This window comes from Sphingobium soli, from assembly GCF_020782245.1.
Lineage (GTDB): Bacteria > Pseudomonadota > Alphaproteobacteria > Sphingomonadales > Sphingomonadaceae > Sphingobium > Sphingobium soli.
In genome coordinates this window covers 29,847-47,156 of sequence record NZ_JAJGNP010000001.1, presented here as the reverse complement: position 1 = coordinate 47,156, position 17,310 = coordinate 29,847, and the positions used below count along the sequence as shown (strand labels likewise).

Below are 17,310 nucleotides of genomic sequence, written 5' to 3'. Positions count from 1 at the left end.
TAAAATTCTGTGGCGAAGCAGGAGAGGGCGCTGCGACGTGCAACGCCCCGACCAACCTTACTCCGCCGCCTGCGCCATGCCGTCGTCGTCCTCGACCTCGTCCATTGCGGCGAGTTCGACGTTGAGGCCCAGCGAGCGCATTTCCTTGACGAGCACGTTGAAGCTTTCGGGAATGCCGGCCTCGAACGTGTCGTCGCCCTTGACGATCGCCTCATAGACCTTGGTGCGGCCGACCACGTCGTCGGACTTCACCGTCAGCATTTCCTGGAGCGTGTAGGCGGCGCCATAGGCCTGGAGCGCCCACACTTCCATTTCCCCGAAGCGCTGGCCACCGAACTGCGCCTTACCGCCCAGCGGCTGCTGGGTGACGAGGCTGTAGGGGCCGATCGAGCGCGCGTGGATCTTGTCGTCGACCAGGTGGTGCAGTTTCAGCATGTAGATGATGCCCACCGTCACCTTGCGGTCGAACTTGTCGCCCGTGCGGCCGTCATACAGGTCCGACTGGCCCGAAGAATCCAGCCCGGCAATTTCCAGCATCCGCGACACGTCGGCTTCCCGCGCACCGTCGAACACCGGCGTCGCCATCGGCACGCCGCGGCCCAGATGTTCGGCCAGGTCGATGATCTGCCCGGCGTCGCGCCGTTCGATCTGATCGACATATTGCTCGCCATAGGCGTCGAGCAGGCGCTGCTTGACCGCGTCCGGCATCGCGCCGGCTTCCGCGTTCGGATTGGCCTCGCGCCAGTCCTCCAGCGCATGCTTGATCTGCTCGCCCAGGCCGCGCGCGGCCCAGCCCAGATGCGTCTCGAAGATCTGCCCGACATTCATGCGGCTCGGCACGCCCAGCGGGTTGAGCACGATGTCGACATGCGTGCCATCTTCCAGGAACGGCATGTCCTCGATCGGCAGGATGCGGCTGATGACGCCCTTGTTGCCATGACGGCCGGCCATTTTGTCGCCCGGTTGCAGCTTGCGCTTCACCGCGACGAACACCTTGACCATCTTGAGCACGCCCGGCGGCAGCTCGTCGCCGCGCTGCAGCTTGTCGACGCGATCCTCGAACTTCTCGACGATCAGCTTCACCGCCTCGTCATATTGCGCCTTGACGGCTTCGATGCCGGCCTGGCGCTGATCGTCCTCGACCGCAAACTTCCACCATTCGTGACGCTCGACTTCGCCCAGCAGGGCTTCGTCGATGACCACGCCCTTCTTGACGCCCTTCGGCGCGGCAGACGCGGTCTGGCCCAGCAACATTTCCTGCAACCGGTTGAAGGTGGCGCGGTTAAGGATGCCGCGTTCGTCCTCGCGGTCCTTGGCCAGGCGGTCGATTTCCTCCCGCTCGATCGCCATGGCGCGCTCGTCCTTGTCGATGCCGTGGCGGTTGAACACGCGTACTTCAACGACCGTACCGGCAACGCCCGGCGGCAGACGCAGCGACGTGTCGCGCACGTCGCTCGCCTTTTCACCGAAGATCGCGCGGAGCAGCTTTTCTTCCGGCGTCATCGGGCTTTCGCCCTTTGGCGTGATCTTGCCGACCAGGATGTCGCCCGGCTCCACTTCAGCGCCGATATAGACGATGCCCGCTTCGTCGAGGTTGCGCAGCGCTTCCTCGCCGACGTTCGGAATGTCGCGGGTGATGTCCTCCGGCCCCAGCTTGGTGTCGCGGGCCATGACCTCGAACTCCTCGATATGGATCGAGGTGAAGACGTCATCCTTCACGATCCGCTCGGAGATCAGGATGGAGTCTTCATAGTTGTAGCCGTTCCAGGGCATGAACGCGACCAGCGTATTGCGACCCAGCGCCAGCTCGCCAAACTCGGTCGATGGACCGTCGGCGATGACGTCGCCCGCGTCGATCAGGTCGCCGACATTCACCAGCGGACGCTGGTTGATGCAGGTGTCCTGGTTGGAACGCTGGAACTTCTGGAGCGTGTAGATGTCGACGCCCGACTGGCCGGGTTCGACATCGCCGGTGGCACGGATGACGATACGGGTCGCATCGACCTGGTCGACGATGCCCGCGCGCTTGGCGGTGATCGCCGCACCCGAATCCCGCGCAACCGTGCCTTCCATGCCGGTGCCCACGAAAGGCGCTTCGGCGCGGACCAGCGGCACTGCCTGGCGCTGCATGTTCGATCCCATCAACGCGCGGTTGGCGTCGTCGTTTTCCAGGAAGGGAATGAGCGAGGCCGCGACCGACACCAGCTGCTTGGGGCTGACGTCCATCAGCGTGATGTGATCACGCGGCGCCATCAGGAACTCGCCCGCTTCACGCGCCGAGATCAGGTCTTCGGCAAAGCCGCCATCCTCGGTCAGTTCCGCGTTCGCCTGGGCGATGGTGTGCTTGGCCTCTTCCATGGCGGACAGATAGACCACCTCGCCCGACACCTTGCCATCGACCACCTTGCGATAGGGGGTTTCGATGAAGCCATATTTGTTGACGCGGCTGAACGTCGCCAGACTGTTGATCAGACCGATGTTCGGGCCTTCGGGCGTTTCGATCGGGCAGATACGGCCATAATGGGTCGGGTGAACGTCGCGGACTTCGAAACCAGCGCGCTCGCGGGTCAGACCACCCGGCCCAAGCGCCGACACACGGCGCTTGTGGGTAACTTCGGACAGCGGGTTGGTCTGGTCCATGAACTGCGACAGCTGCGAAGAGCCAAAGAACTCACGCACGGCGGCCACGGCAGGCTTGGCGTTGATGAGGTCGTTGGGCATCACGGTCGACACATCGACGCTCGACATGCGCTCCTTGACCGCGCGCTCCATGCGCAGCAGGCCGACGCGATACTGGTTTTCCAGCAGTTCGCCGACCGAACGGACGCGGCGGTTGCCGAGATTGTCGATATCGTCAATCTCGCCCTTGCCGTCCTTCAGGTTCACCAGTTCCTTCACCACGGCCAGGATATCCTCGGTCCGCAGCGTGGTGACGGTGTCCTCGGCGTCAAGGTCGAGACGCATGTTCATCTTGACGCGGCCGACCGCCGACAGGTCATAGCGTTCGGGGTCGAAGAACAGGCCGGCGAACAGCGCTTCGGCGGTTTCCTTCGTCGGTGGCTCGCCAGGGCGCATCACGCGATAAATGTCGGACAGGGCCTGGTCGCGATCCTCGGCCTTGTCGGCTTTGAGCGTGTTACGGATCCAGGGACCGGTCGACACATGGTCGATATCCAGCAATTCCAGGCGGTCAATGCCCGCCTTGTCCAGCTTTTCGAGATTCTCAGGGCTGACTTCGTCACCCGCCTCGATATAGATTTCGCCGGTGCTCTCGTTGATCAGGTCATAGGCGCTGTAGCGACCATAGACTTCGTCGGTCGGGATCAGCAGCGTTTCCAGGCCGTCCTTTTCCGCCTTGTTGGCGGCGCGCGGGCTGATCTTCTGGCCGGCGGCGAACACGACCTCGCCCGACTTGGCGTCGACGATGTCGAAGGCCGGCTTCATGCCGCGCCACGCTTCAGCGACATAGGGGATCTGCCAGCCGCCTTCGCCGCGCAGGAACACCACCTTGTTGTAGAATTGCGCCAGGATTTCCTCGGCATTGAGGCCCAGCGCGTAAAGCAGCGCCGTCACCGGCAGCTTGCGCTTGCGGTCGATACGGACGTTGACGATGTCCTTGGCGTCGAATTCGAAGTCCAGCCACGACCCGCGATAGGGAATGACGCGCGCGGCGAACAGATATTTGCCCGACGAATGGGTCTTGCCGCGATCATGGTCGAACAGGACGCCCGGCGACCGGTGCATCTGGCTGACGATCACGCGCTCGGTGCCGTTGACGATGAAGGTGCCGTTGCCCGTCATCAGCGGCATGTCGCCCATATAGACGTCCTGCTCCTTGATATCGAGCACGGAGCGGGTTTCGGTGTCCTGATCGACTTCGAACACGATCAGGCGCAGCGTGACGCGCATCGGGGCGGCGTAGGTGATGCCGCGCTGACGGCATTCCTCGACGTCATATTTCGGGTCTTCCAGTTCGTAATGAACGAAGTCCATTTCGGCCGTGCCGGCGAAATCGCGGATCGGGAATACGCTGCGCAGCGTCTTTTCCAGGCCCGAAACATAGCCGATCTTGGGGTCGGACCGCAGGAACTGTTCGTAGCTCTCCCTCTGAACCTCGATCAGGTTCGGCATCTGCACCACTTCGTGGATGTCGCCGAACACCTTGCGGATGCGCTTCTTCGCGCCGGTGTTGCTGATGGGGGGAAGAGCCTTGGTCGCCATGCGTGTCCTGCCTGTACCTGTCTGAGCGGTCGTCTGTTCGTCGCGTTTTTCCGCATCGCAGCGAAAATTCAGCCGGTCCATGGGCGGGAAGGGAGCGATTCGCTCCATTCAGCCCACGCAAAAAAGTGCGGGCCGGGACTGTCCGATCCGCACTGTAGCGTCTGAGTAACCCGATGAAACCGCCCTATTCCTGCCGCCGATCGTGCGCAACGCGATCATGGCTCCCGAGCGATCCGGGCGCGGCGTATAATGCCCATGGGCCATCATTCGCCGACTTGCGAACCGCCCATATAGTCCGGGGCAGGGGACTTGTGAAGAGGGGGAACGCGCAATTGCTTTCCAGGTTTCATCGACGCTTCACGCAAACAGGCCGCGCTCCGCGATAATCGCCGCCACCAGCCGGTCCAGTTCCGCGCTGCTGTTGAACAGGGCGGGCGTCACGCGCAGCACCGGCCCGCTTGCCAGCCCCGCCTTCGCCACCGCCAGCAAATGATATTTGTCGAGGAACAGCTTGGCCGCCTTCCTGGCGTCGTCCGGCCCGTTCATGCCCGGCAGCCGGAATGCGCTCACCGCGCCGTAGTTGCCCGGTTCGTCGGGCAGCATGATCTCCAGCCCCGGAACGTCGCGCACACGCTCCACCCAATAATTGCGCAGGCGCAGCAGATGGCGATGCTTGGCCTCCAGGTCGATCGCATCCTGCATCGCGATGGCGGCGGGCACGGTCAGCCGGGCGGCGAAATCGACCGTTCCCGTCGGAATCCGCGCGCGAATATCGTCGGCGTCATGGATGCGGTTGCCCAGCCACGGGTTGATGTCCTTCAACCGATCCCTGGCGATATAGATGCCACCTGTGCCCAGCGGCGCGGCCAGCCATTTGTGAAGCGAAAAGCCGATAAAGTCGGCGCCGGTGTCAGCGACGGTGAAGGGGATGTGGCCCACCGCCTGCGCGCTGTCCAGGATCACATCGACGCCGCGCGCCTTGGCCATCGCGACAATCGCCTTGACAGGCGGCACCAGCCCGTTGCGGTTCGACAAATGGGTCAGCAGCAACAACTTGGCACGCGGCGTATCCCGCAATATCTTGTCATAGGCGGCAAGGATATTGGCCTTGGTCTGCGGTTCGGGCAGGTCGAACCGCACCAGCCGCGCGCCCCGGCTTTGCGCCAGATAGTCGCAGGCGAACTGCATTTCATCATAATCGACATCGGCATAGATGACCGCGTCCCCGGCCCGCAGCGGCGCATAATTGGCGATCAGCGCGTAGAGCGCCTCCGTGCCCCCGGCCGACAGCGCGATTTCGTCGGTCGCCGCGCCCAGCATCCGCGCCACCGCCGCGCGCGACGCATCCAGTTCGGCATCGCGCGGATGGCCCGGCGATCCGCCGCGAAGGAACAGGGCATGGTTGCGGTTCACCCAGTGTGACCGCGCGCGATAGGCGGCCTCCACCGGCCGGGTCATCGCGCCATAATAGGCCGCGTCGAACGTGGCGAAGTCGCGCCGCACGTCGTAGAGCGCCGCCAGTGCCGTCTGCGCGGCGTCGAAATCATCCATGTCGCCGGTAAAGCGAAAGGGCGGGTCGATCGGCCACTCCTTTGCCGCGCCCGCGCTCTGCGCCACTCCCGCCGCGCCCATGGCCAGTCCAACCGCGCCGGCTGATCCCCCCAGAAAATGCCGTCTCGTGACCATCATGTCCCCGCGTTATCGTGATGCTATACCGTAACGATATGGAATGTGCGATCCGCCATCGCGATCGCCGACTTATTCCTGCCGCGACTGCGCGGCGCGCGGCGGGTTCACCGGCGCGATCGTTACCGTTTCGAAGCGCTCCTTCTTGCGCACGCCGGCAAGGCCGGCATCGGCCGGTGGGGCAGGGGGCGCCGCCGCCACCCGCCGCCGCATACACTGCTCCTTGGGCCGGGGCGTCTGTTCGCAATTCCACAGCGCGCGCTGCAATCCGCTGCCCGCATCGTGAATATAGGCAAAGCTCATCGCGTCGAGTTGCGGGTCGGTCAGCGGCAGCTTCCCCGGCGTTGCGCCCGCCTTCCACGCCATGATCCGGCATTCCAGCCGCCCGGCGCAAAATGTGCGGGCGAGCGCGGGCCAGCTGTCGGGCGATCCGCCGCCCGGCAATTCCACCAGGAAGCTCTTGCCGTCCGGCCCCAGCACCGCCAGCTTCACGCCCGCGACCGACTTGCCCAGCATATCCGCGCCGATGCTCTTGCGCGGCTGCGTCACCAGCGCCTCCAGCCCGCCCGCCGTCACGACCGGCGCGTCCTGCGCCATCACCGGAACCTCGCCGCCCACATGCGCGGGCGACAGCCTCGCGATCTTGCCGATCAGCGGCTCGCCGCCGTCGCGCGTGAAGCGAAAGGCGGGCGGCGTTCCCCACCATCCGCGCCAGCGGAAGAAGAGATGCGTGCCGACCGCCGCGATCTTGTCCAGGCTGCCGCTCCAATAGGGCACGACCCAATCGGTATGATAATGGGTGGCGTATCCCACCGCTTTGAAGACCTTGCCCGCCAGCGCCGCCCTGGCGATCTCGCGCGCCCGGTCCCAGGCCGCAGCGCCTGGGGTGCGCGCTAGCGCGCCATCGCAGGTGAAGGTGAACTGGCAGCCGGTGCGCCGCTCTTGCCCCTGAAACACCACGCCGCACACCGTCTTGGGGAAGGCGGGATGGCGCACCCGATTAAGCACGACCTGTGCCACCGCCTGCTCGCCTGTGGCATCGTCGCCCGCCTCGTAGATTTGCGCTGCCGCCAGGCAATCGACCGCCCGCGCCAGATCCTCGGGCGACCCTGCAAAGACGAAGGGCCGCGCCGCCGGATTGGCCAGTTTGGAAAAAGGCACCGCCGCATTGAACCGCCGCGCCTCGTCCCGCTCCAATGCATAGACCTCCACCGGCTCGACCGGCGGCGGCGGGCTGGGCGGTTGCTCGATGCGCGCGACGCGGCCGCGCACCGGTCCAGGGCCATGCGCCACGTCACGGCCGCGCGTCTCCCATCCGGCCACCGCCATGGGCAGCCCGATCAGGATCAGCGCCCAGGCGATCCATGCGAGGGGAGAGGGGGCGTCGGCGCGCGCGGCCATGCAGGGCGGCTTATTCCGGCAGGAAATCGGGCACGGACAGATAGCGCTCGCCCGTATCATAGTTGAAGCCCAGCACCCGGCTGCCCGGTGCCATGTCCTTCAGCTTTTGCGCGATGCCCGCCAGCGTCGCGCCGGACGATATGCCCACCAGCATCCCTTCCTCACGCGCGGCCCGGCGGGCATAGTCCTTGGCATCCGCCGGATCGACCTGCACCACGCCGTCGAGCAGCTGCGTATGCAAATTCGCCGGGATGAAGCCCGCGCCGATGCCCTGAATCGGGTGCGGGCCGGGCTGGCCGCCGCTGATGACCGGAGAAAGCGTCGGTTCGACGGCAAAGACCTTCATCGCGGGCCATTGCTTTTTCAGCACCTCGGCCACCCCGGTGATATGGCCGCCCGTGCCCACGCCCGTTACCAGCGCATCGATCGGCGCGTCGGCGAAATCGGCCAGGATTTCCTGCGCGGTGGTGCGCACATGCACGTCGATATTGGCGGGATTTTCGAACTGCTGCGGCATCCAGCTGCCCGGCGTCTGCCCGACCAGCTCCAGCGCGCGCTCGATCGCGCCCTTCATCCCCTTTTCGCGCGGGGTAAGGTCAAAGCTCGCGCCATAGGCCAGCATCAGCCGTCGCCGCTCGATCGACATGCTTTCGGGCATGACCAGCACCAGCTTATAGCCTTTGACCGCCGCCACCATGGCAAGGCCAACGCCGGTATTGCCTGATGTCGGTTCAATGATGGTGCCGCCCGGCTTCAGCTCGCCCGAGGCTTCGGCCGCCTCGATCATGGCGAGCGCAATCCGGTCCTTGATCGACCCGCCGGGGTTCGACCGTTCCGACTTGATCCACACTTCCGCGTCGCCGAACAGGCGCTGCATCCGGATATGCGGCGTGTTGCCGATGGTTTCGAGTATCGTGGCTGCTTTCATGATGCCTTCTCCTGGCTGATTTCCGCGCGCCCGATGTCGGGTGGATCAAAGCTACGTGCAAGGCGCAATTCTGGAAAGAGCCGCGACCATAATAAGGTAATGATGATTGCGCCGACGCCGCCTCCGATCACCGCCGCCACCGGGCCGACCAGCGCGGCCAGAAAACCCGATTCCGCCTCGCCCAGTTCGTTGGACGCCGAAATGGTGAGCTGCGACAGGCTCGACACGCGCCCGCGCATCGCGTCGGGCGTATGCAATTGCACCAGCGACTGGCGCACGAACACCGACACCATGTCCGCGCCGCCCAGCACGACCAGCGAGCCCAGGCCCACGGGCATGGCAATGTCGCGCGACAGGAAGGCGGTGGACCCGAATATGATGGTGGCGATGCCGAACAGGATCACCGCACCCAGCATCTTCAACCCCACCTCGCTTTTCATCGGGCGGAACGAAAACCACAAAGCCGTCACCGCCGCGCCGATGCCCGGCGCTGCCGCCAGATGGCCCAGGCCCGTCGATCCCACATGCAATATGTCGCGGGCATAGACCGGCAGCAGCGCCGTCGCGCCCGCCAGCAGCACCGCGAACAGGTCCAGTGTGATCGTAGCCAGCACCAGCCGGTTGCCCTTCACATAGGCAAAGCCGTCGATCATCTGCCGGACTGGGTGGCGACCCGTCTGACGCGGTGGCTGCGGCACCGGGCCGATCAGCAGCATGGCGCCCAGCGCCACGGTGAACAGGCCAGCCGCCATGGCATAAGCGCCCCAGGGCGTCGCGGCATAGGCATAGCCGCCCAGCGCCGGCCCCGCGATCATGCCCGCCTGCCACGCGACTGAGGAAATGGCGATGGCATTGGGCAGCACCGCCAGTGGCACCAGATTGGGGGCCAGCGCGCCATAGGCCGGGCCGTTGAACGCGCGCGCCGTGCCAACAATCACCGCCATGCCGAATATCAGCGGCAGGCTGACCCAGCCTTCATAGGTCGCAAAGGCCAGCAGCCCCGACGCCGCCGCCAGCACCGACAATGTGATGCGGGTGATGATTCGACGGTCAAAATGGTCGGCCACCCATCCCGTGATGGGCGTCAGGAAAAAAAGCGGCAAGAACTGCGCCAGCCCGATCAGCCCCAGTTGCGCCGAGGCGCCGGCGGTCGTCATCGTTTCGCGCGCGATATTATAGGCCTGCCACCCCAGCACGATCATCATGCCATATTGCGCCAGCACCGCGCAAAGCCGGCCGACCAGATAGGCGCGGAAATCGGGAAAGCGCAGCGGATGGCGGGGCGGGGCGTCAGGCACGGTCATGGCCGCGCCTTAGCCGGGACGGGGGAGGCGGGCAACGGCAACGCGTGGCAGATGCCACCGGCGGCTTGAGGCTGTCGCTGGCGCTTATCCCCCCGCGCTCGACAGCTTCGATCGGCAGGGACGAACTAGCTTCCCGCCATTTTGCCTGCATCCTGAGCATCCCGGCTGCATCCGTATCAGCATTGGATTGCTCCTATTCAAAAACACAGACGTAAAAGCTATTGCAAATTATTCGCATTGTGATTAGCGGGCCGCAACGAACATATATGGGGGACAATCGCACCATGACACGGACCTTCGCCTGGCTTTCCACTGCCGCCCTGTGTGCCTTCGTTGCGCCGGCTTTTGCCCAGGCGCCCGACGCTGCAAGCGCGCCTGATGAAGAGACGATCGTCGTCACCGGCACCTATACGCTGCAAAACAAGATAGACACCGCGACCGGCCTTGGCCTCACCACGCTCGAAACGCCGCAATCGGTCAGCATCATGACCGCGCAGCGTATCCTCGATCAGAATCTCATTACGGTGAAGGACGTCATCACCAACGCGGTCGGCGTCTCCGCCAATGAATTTGATGATGTGCGCAACAGCTTCTTCGCGCGTGGTTTTGAAATCCGTAATACGCAGGTCGATGGCGTGCCGGCGGCCTGGACGCTGGCGGGGGGCAATGGCGAAACCAGCATCGACGTGTCCATCTATGAACGGGTGGAAATCGTCCGCGGCGCGACTGGCCTGCTCTCGGGCGCGGGCGATCCATCCGCCTCCGTCAACCTTGTGCGCAAACATGCCGACGCGACCGAATTGACCGGCTATGCCAGCGCCAGCATCGGCAGCTGGGATACCTGGCGTCTGTCCGCAGATGTCGCAGGCCCGTTGACCGCCGACGGACGCGTGCGGGCCCGCCTGGTCGGCCGGTACGAGGAAGGGGACAGCTATATCGACATTCAGCACCGCAAGAAATGGGTGCTTTATGGCGTCGTCGACGCTGACCTCACGGATACCACGCTGGTCCGCGCTGGCATCAGTCATCAGGATACCAAGCCGCGCGGCATCACCTGGGGCGCGTTGCCCACCTTCTACAGCGACGGCTCGGTGACGGACCTGCCGCGATCGCAGACCACGGCGGCGGACTGGACCTATTGGAACACAACCAACCAGAATATCTTTGCCACCGTGCGCCAGGAATTTGGGGATCGCTGGAACCTCACGCTCAACTATAACCGCCTCAAGAACACCGGCGATACGCAGCTGCTCTATCTGTACGGCACCGTGGACAAGGATACGGGCACGATGGACGGCACCAATCCCTATAAATCGTCGGGGCAAAGCATCCAGAACAGCTTCGATGCGCAATTGAAGGGGCTGGTGCCTTTGTTCGGCCGCGACCATGAAGTGGTGCTCGGCGCGCTGCACAGCGTCCTCAAACGCCACACCGACAATTTCGAAGCGCCTTTGCCATGGCTCACCGACCTGCCCGTCATCGGGCAGGAAGGCGTGCCCTATCCCGAGCCCATCTGGGGCACGACGCCGGTGCGCAACGAACAGGAACGGATCAAGCAGACCGGCTATTATGGCGCGATGCGCCTCAACATCGCCGATCCGCTCAAGGTCATATTGGGCGGCCGCATCGCCAGCTGGAAACAGACCGGCTATGCCTGGGGCGCGACCAGCGACTATGGCGACGACAATGTCTTCATTCCCTATGTCGGCGCGCTCTATGACCTGACGCCCAACCACCGGGTCTACGCCAGCTATACCAAGATTTTCCAGCCGCAGAATCTTTACGATCGCGAACGGCGGCTGCTCGATCCGCTGGACGGCAATGCCTATGAAATCGGCCTTAAGAGCAGCTTCTTTGGCGGCGCTTTGCAAACCTCGGTCGCGCTATTTCGCATTGAACAGGATAATGTCGGGCAGATGGATGGGCCTCAGATCATCGTCGATGGGCTGTTGTTCCAGCCCTATCGCGCGGCCGCGGGCGTGGTCAGCAAGGGGTTCGAACTGGAAGTCACCGGGCAGCCGATGCCAGGCTGGAACGTCAATGCCAGCTACAGCCAGTTCAAGGCGGAGGATGCCGACGATGTTCCCGCCAACACCGACCAGCCGCGCAAGCTGCTGAAAATCTTTACCACCTATGATCTGGGCGGGGCGCTTGACGGCCTCACCGTTGGCGGTGGCATCAATTATCGCAGCAAGGCCTATTCGGACGGGGCCAATCCCGTCACCGGCGCGGCCTTCCGCTTCCAGCAGGACGGCTATACGCTGGTCGCGCTGATGGCACGCTATGCGGTGACGCCGCAATTGCAGCTACAGGCCAATGTCGACAATCTGTTCGACGAAAAATTCTACAGCAATATGGGCTCGTTCAGCCAGTATCGCTATGGCGCGCCGCGCAACTTCACCATCGGCGCGACCTACCGTTTCTGATGCGGCCGGGGGACGCGGCGTGCGCCGCGCCCCTCAATCCGCCACGGTCACTTCATAGGCCTCGCCGCTCGTCCCGACAGGATAGACTGACGCGCTGAAACGGCCCTCGACATAGAGGACGCGGCCGCCAGGCATCGCCTGCACGAACTTGCGAGCATGGTCGTCCAACCGCCGCCATTTGCCCCAGCCTTGAAGACCGCTCTTACCTGCCAGCCGCGCCGTGACGTCGGCGCAGGGCTCCTCCCAGAACAGCGTATCGGGCGCATGGCCGGCATAGGCATAGGCGATCTTGCAGGCGGGCTTGCCGCGCAGGGTGAAATCGCTCTTGCCCAGCAGGCGCGACTGCGCGCTCGCACTGGTCGTTTGCGCCGTGATGGCCGCAGCGGCACGGGCGGGCGTGCCAGTCTCTTCCATCTGCCGCTGGGATGCGTCGCCCGCTGGCGCGCACCCCGCACTTGCGAGCAGCATCATCGCCCCGGCGGGGGCTAGCCTCCATCGCCGCATCTCGTCAGTCCCTCGGTTCAGTCCGGGTCGAACTCCACATGCAGGTGATTGTTGCTTGTATTGGCGAAGGTTTCAAACTCTACGTCGTAGCGTTCGCCCAATATCGCGCGCACTTCGTCCTGAAAGGCCTGGCCCTGCGCCGCGCTGATATTGTTGCCGCGGAAATCGAGCGCCTGGTCACTATAATGGAGCGACCCATTCATGTGGCGGCTGTCATTGCCGGACGTGATGACCGGAGTGGGCAGCCTCAGCCGCTGCGCCGCCTGCGCGACCGCGCGAATGGCCGGCTCCATTTCGGCATCCAGCCGGCTGATCTGCACAGCCTCGCTCTTGACGTGCACGCCATTAGCCGCCGCCGCCGCGCGCCCGTCGATCGAGCCGCTGACAGGCGTCTGGTCGGCCGGCGCAGTCTCAGCCGCAGCGGTGCCGGGCAGCGCCACGGCAAAATCATCGGGACGATAGCGGTCCAGTTCGGGCACCGTGCCATGATGGTGGACCGCATCGCCCCGGCCCAGCACTGGTCCGTCCAGCGCATTGATCCAGCCCAGATTGTTGGGGCTGCTATAATTGGGATTGGCGTAATTGAGGTGCGATCCCACGGACGATGGCGTGCCTGCCGCCCGCTCGGCCAGATAATCGTCCACCATCTGGTCGACGCGGGTGCTGATCTGGCTCTCAGGAATATCCTCCACGGCATTGCGGCCGTCGGCGCGGGCGATCGGCCCGTTGATGTCGGAAAACTGATTATAAGCATTCACCACGTCCGACACGCTGTCGCCCCAATGGCCCGACGCTGTGCGGTTCAGGATGGTGTCGATGATGCCATGCGCCTGCGCGTCGCCGGCTGATTGCACCCATTCGGTCTGCAGCGTCTTCTTGATGTTGGTGATGTCGGTTTCGCTGAGCGCCAGCGTGCCACCCTCGACGCGCGGCGCGCCCTCGACCGGCGCGACCTGCTGCGTTTCCGTCGCGGGCGCAGCCGTATCGTTGGCGGGGATCGACAGCTGGTCGCCCGGGAAGATGCGATTGGGGTCGGCGATCTGCGGATTGGCCGACAACAGCGCGTCCAGCCCGACGCCGTGGCGCGCCGCGATCTTGCCCAGTGTGTCGCCGAATGCGACCTCATAGCCCTGTGCGGCGCCCGCCGGCAGAGTCAGCTGGTCGCCGACATGGATCAGGTCGGGATTGCGAATGTCGTTGAGCGCCGCCAGCGTGCCGACATCGGTGCCGTAACGCTGCGCGATCTGCGACAACGTCTCTCCCGCGTGCACCTGATGGCTGCCGCCAGGCTCGTTCGTCGCTGTCTGCACATTGTTGGTCGCGCTGTTTTCAGCCGCTGAAACGCCACTCACCATCGACCCTGCTCCTGTCGTTGTGTCAGGGCAGCATAGTCTCAGGCGCCGGCCGCCTCGTCTCTAGTCGGACCGACTAGGTGACTGCGACCTATCGCGCGCCAGCCGCCATCCATCGATCCCATAACCATATGGCTATGAGTGCATGTTGAAAATAGCCGCGCATGTGTCCTGTTCGCTGTCGGCTTGCTTCTATTTGAACAGGCCGCCCAAAATGCCGCGCACCAATTGACCCGCGATGCTGCCCGAAGACTTTCGCCGCGACGCTCCGCCGAAAACCGCACGCCCCAGTTCATTGGCGACCTGCCGCCCGACAGAGGACGCAGCCGACCGCGTGGCCGATTGCATCGCCCGATCCAGATTGCTTGGCCGCGCAGCCTCGCGGGCCTGCCGCTTCAATTCTGCTTCGCGCTGCTTTGCCTCCAGCTTGGCCTGGGCCGCCGCAGCCTTTTCTGCTTCTGCTTCGGCTTTTTCGGCCGCCGCCGCCGCCGCCGCCGCATCCGCCCGCGCCGCTAATATCTCTTCGGCCGATTCGCGATCGATCGCCTCGTCATATCTGCCGGCGCACGGGGAAATGGACTGGATGATCGCACGCTCCTTGGCATTGATCGGACCCAATCGGGATCGGGGCGGGGCGATCAGCGTCCGCTGCACCACGCCCGGGGCGCCATCCTCCTGCAACAGGGATAGCAGCGCCTCCCCGACCTTGAGTTCCGTGATCGCGGTTTCGACGTTCAGGTCCGGGTTGATACGAAATGTGTCGGCCGCCGCCTTGATCGCCTTCTGGTCGCGTGGCGTGAAGGCGCGAAGTGCATGCTGCAAGCGGTTGCCCAGCTGCCCGGCCACATCCTCGGGAATGTCGATCGGGTTCTGCGTCACGAAATAGACGCCCACGCCTTTCGATCGAATGAGGCGCACCACCTGCTCGATCTTGTCAGTCAGCGCCTTGGGCGCGTCTTCGAATAAAAGATGCGCTTCGTCGAGGAAGAAGACCAGCTTGGGTTTCTCCGGGTCCCCGACTTCGGGCAGCGTTTCGAACAGTTCGGACAGCAGCCATAGAAGGAATGTGGCGTAGAGCTTGGGGCTTTGCATCAGCTTGTCGGCGGCCAGCACATTGATGTAGCCGCGCCCTTTCTCGTCCAGCTGAAGCATGTCGTGGATGTCGAGCGCAGGCTCGCCAAAGAAATAATCGCCGCCCTGGGTCTCCAGCTGCAACAGCTGCCGCTGGATCGCGCCGACGCTGGCCTTGCTCACATTGCCGTAGCGCGCCGACAGCTCGCTGGCATGGTCGGCGCAATAGGCCAGCATTGCTTGCAGGTCGCCTAGGTCCAGCAGCAGCAGCCCTTCGTCATCGGCATATTTGAAGGCGATCGACAGCACGCCTTCCTGCGTGTCGTTGAGGCCCATGAGCCGCGCCAGCAGCAGCGGCCCCATTTCGCTGACCGTCGTGCGCACGGGGTGGCCCTGCTGCCCATAAAGATCCCAGAAGATCGCCGGATTATCGGCATAGCTGTAGTCGGTGACGCCGACCTCCCGCGCGCGCGCCACCAGCTTGTCGGCATTCTTCGCGGTCGGGGATCCTGCCATCGCGATGCCGGAAAGGTCGCCCTTCACATCGGCCAGGAAAACGGGCACGCCGCGCGCTGAAAAACCCTCGGCGATGGTTTGAAGCGTCACGGTCTTGCCGGTTCCGGTCGCGCCTGCGATCAGGCCATGCCGGTTGGCACGGCGCAGGTTCAGCGTCTGGGGAACGCCGCCGGCCTTGTCCGGTGAACCAAGGCCGATGAAAAGTCCGTCGCTCATCGCGATCCCCCACAAAAAAACCGCCACCCCCGCGCCTGCGGGGATGACGGAATTAGCCGAACATCGCCCTCGCCCACAAGGGGAGAGGGCGTTTGTCCCTTACTTGTCGCGCATCCGCACCGGCAGGAAAATCGGCGGCTGGCCGCGACGCAGCACCTGCAGCAGGATGGCGTTGCGCCCCTGACCCGCGACCGCCTTCACCTGTGCGTCCAGCTCCGCCTGGCTGGTGACCGGGCGATTATTGGCGCTAATGATGACGTCGCCCCGGCGCAGCCCCTTGGCACCCGCGTCGGTCGACCCGTCGACCCCCGTGATGACAATGCCGCGCGTGTCGGTCGGGATGCCGAGCTGGCGGATGATGCCGGGCGTCAACGGAATCGCTGCGATACCCAGCGACTGTTCGGCGGCCTTGCCGGGCGTCTGCTGCTGTTGCTGGCTGAAATCCTCATCATCCTGGCTCTGGGCGAAGCTGTTCAGCTCGTCTTCGGGCGGTCGTTCGCCCACGACGGCGGTCACCGTCATGCGCTGGCCGTTGCGAATGAGGACGATCGGCACCTTGGACCCGATCGGCTGATTGGCGACGATCGACGACAGATTCTGGTCCGGATTCACTTCCTGGCCGTTGACGCTGACGATCACGTCGCCCGCCTTGATCCCGGCCTTGTCCGCGCCCTTGCCTGGTTCGACGCCCTGAATGAACTCGCCGCTATTCTTGGCCAGCCCCAGCGATTCGGCCAGGTCTTCGCCCAGCGGGCTGATCTGCACGCCCAGATAACCGCGCTTGACGGTCTGGCCCTTCATCAGTGTCCTGACGATCGGTTCTGCCTGTTCCGACGGGATCGCAAAGCCGATGCCGACATTGCCACCCGAAGGGGACAGGATCTGGCTGTTGATGCCGATCACATTACCGCGCATGTCGAACATCGGGCCGCCGCTATTGCCCTGATTGATTGACGCATCAGTCTGGATGAATTTGTCGTAGGTGCCACCAGTGCCACGATGCAGCGCTGAGATGATGCCCGCTGTCACGGTGCCCGACAGCGCGAAGGGATTGCCGATCGCGACGACCCAGTCGCCCACGCGCGCCTTGCTGCTGTCGCCGAACTTGACGAAGGGCAGGGCCTTTTTCGGCTCGATCTTGAGCACCGCGATGTCGGTGGCGGCATCCCGCCCGACCAGCTTGGCGGTATATTCCTCGCGGTTGGTCATCGTCACGGTGATCTGCTCGACACTCGCGCCTTCCGCGCCGGCCGACACCACATGGTTGTTGGTGACGATATAGCCATCGGCCGAAATGATGAAGCCGGAACCCAGCGATTGGGCCTGCCGGGTCTGCGGCTGGCCTTGGCCAAACAGGTTACCGAACGGCGTGCCGGCAAAGGGGTTCTGAACCTGGACGCGCTGCTTGGTAGAAATGTTGACGACGGCCGGTTGCAGTTTCTCAACCATGTCGGCCAGGCTAGCGGGAGCGCCGGCGGGCGCTGCGGCCTGCAAGCCTTCATTCTGCGCGACCTGCGCGCCGACATTGGAACTGGTGGTGACGGCGATGGCGGTGCCGCCGAGCAGCAGGGCGCCGGTGATGGCATAAGCGTAACGCACTCGTGAAGGTCCTCTTCTGGTCTTCAGGAAATGGAAGGCGGGACTCTAGGGAGAGCCGAGAAATGCGCCGCCTTGCCTTAACCCTC

Annotated in this window: 10 protein-coding genes; 1 reads left to right on the top strand and 9 read right to left on the bottom strand. The window is 64.3% G+C overall.

All coding sequences use genetic code 11. The features are described from left to right. Nucleotides 1–57: 57 nt before the first annotated feature. The 5 genes from rpoB to LL253_RS00155 all read right to left on the bottom strand — a co-directional run bounded on the left by rpoB (nucleotide 58) and on the right by LL253_RS00155 (nucleotide 9,540). Entirely contained in the window at nucleotides 58–4,221 is a 4,164-nt protein-coding gene (gene rpoB, locus LL253_RS00175; RefSeq protein ID WP_228222776.1) for a DNA-directed RNA polymerase subunit beta, read from the bottom strand. 357 nt (nucleotides 4,222–4,578) lie between these two features. Next, nucleotides 4,579–5,907: an aminotransferase class V-fold PLP-dependent enzyme gene (locus LL253_RS00170; protein ID WP_228226076.1), complete on the bottom strand. Its 1,329-nt coding sequence runs from the start codon at nucleotides 5,905–5,907 to the stop codon at nucleotides 4,579–4,581. A gap of 72 nt (nucleotides 5,908–5,979) precedes the next feature. Then, on the bottom strand, nucleotides 5,980–7,308 hold the full coding sequence (locus LL253_RS00165; RefSeq protein WP_228225777.1) for a cell wall hydrolase: 1,329 nt from the start codon (nucleotides 7,306–7,308) through the stop codon (nucleotides 5,980–5,982). Between the two features lie 10 nt (nucleotides 7,309–7,318). Further along, nucleotides 7,319–8,236: a cysteine synthase A gene (cysK, locus tag LL253_RS00160; protein ID WP_228225776.1), complete on the bottom strand. Its 918-nt coding sequence runs from the start codon at nucleotides 8,234–8,236 to the stop codon at nucleotides 7,319–7,321. Then, nucleotides 8,233–9,540 (bottom strand): MFS transporter, encoded by a 1,308-nt coding sequence (locus tag LL253_RS00155; RefSeq protein WP_228225775.1) that lies wholly within the window; start codon nucleotides 9,538–9,540, stop codon nucleotides 8,233–8,235. The genes cysK and LL253_RS00155 overlap by 4 nt, the downstream gene beginning before the upstream one ends. A 284-nt stretch (nucleotides 9,541–9,824) precedes the next feature. Between LL253_RS00155 and LL253_RS00150 the strand changes: the two genes are divergently transcribed. Beyond that, a complete protein-coding gene (locus tag LL253_RS00150; RefSeq protein ID WP_228225774.1) occupies nucleotides 9,825–11,966 on the top strand; it encodes a TonB-dependent siderophore receptor in 2,142 nt (713 codons plus the stop codon). Between the two features lie 33 nt (nucleotides 11,967–11,999). Here the strand turns inward: LL253_RS00150 and LL253_RS00145 are convergent, their stop codons facing one another. The 4 genes from LL253_RS00145 to LL253_RS00130 all read right to left on the bottom strand — a co-directional run bounded on the left by LL253_RS00145 (nucleotide 12,000) and on the right by LL253_RS00130 (nucleotide 17,224). Beyond that, the gene (locus tag LL253_RS00145) at nucleotides 12,000–12,437 is read right to left on the bottom strand and encodes a hypothetical protein (protein ID WP_228225773.1); all 438 of its coding nucleotides are present in this window, start codon (nucleotides 12,435–12,437) and stop codon (nucleotides 12,000–12,002) included. Between the two features lie 50 nt (nucleotides 12,438–12,487). Next, nucleotides 12,488–13,825: a LysM peptidoglycan-binding domain-containing protein gene (locus tag LL253_RS00140; RefSeq protein ID WP_228225772.1), complete on the bottom strand. Its 1,338-nt coding sequence runs from the start codon at nucleotides 13,823–13,825 to the stop codon at nucleotides 12,488–12,490. 189 nt (nucleotides 13,826–14,014) lie between these two features. Continuing rightward, nucleotides 14,015–15,625, bottom strand: coding sequence for a helicase HerA-like domain-containing protein (locus LL253_RS00135; RefSeq protein ID WP_228225771.1), 1,611 nt, complete (start codon nucleotides 15,623–15,625; stop codon nucleotides 14,015–14,017). A 99-nt stretch (nucleotides 15,626–15,724) separates the two neighbouring features. Next, entirely contained in the window at nucleotides 15,725–17,224 is a 1,500-nt protein-coding gene (locus LL253_RS00130; RefSeq protein WP_009822196.1) for a Do family serine endopeptidase, read from the bottom strand. Nucleotides 17,225–17,310 lie beyond the last annotated feature (86 nt).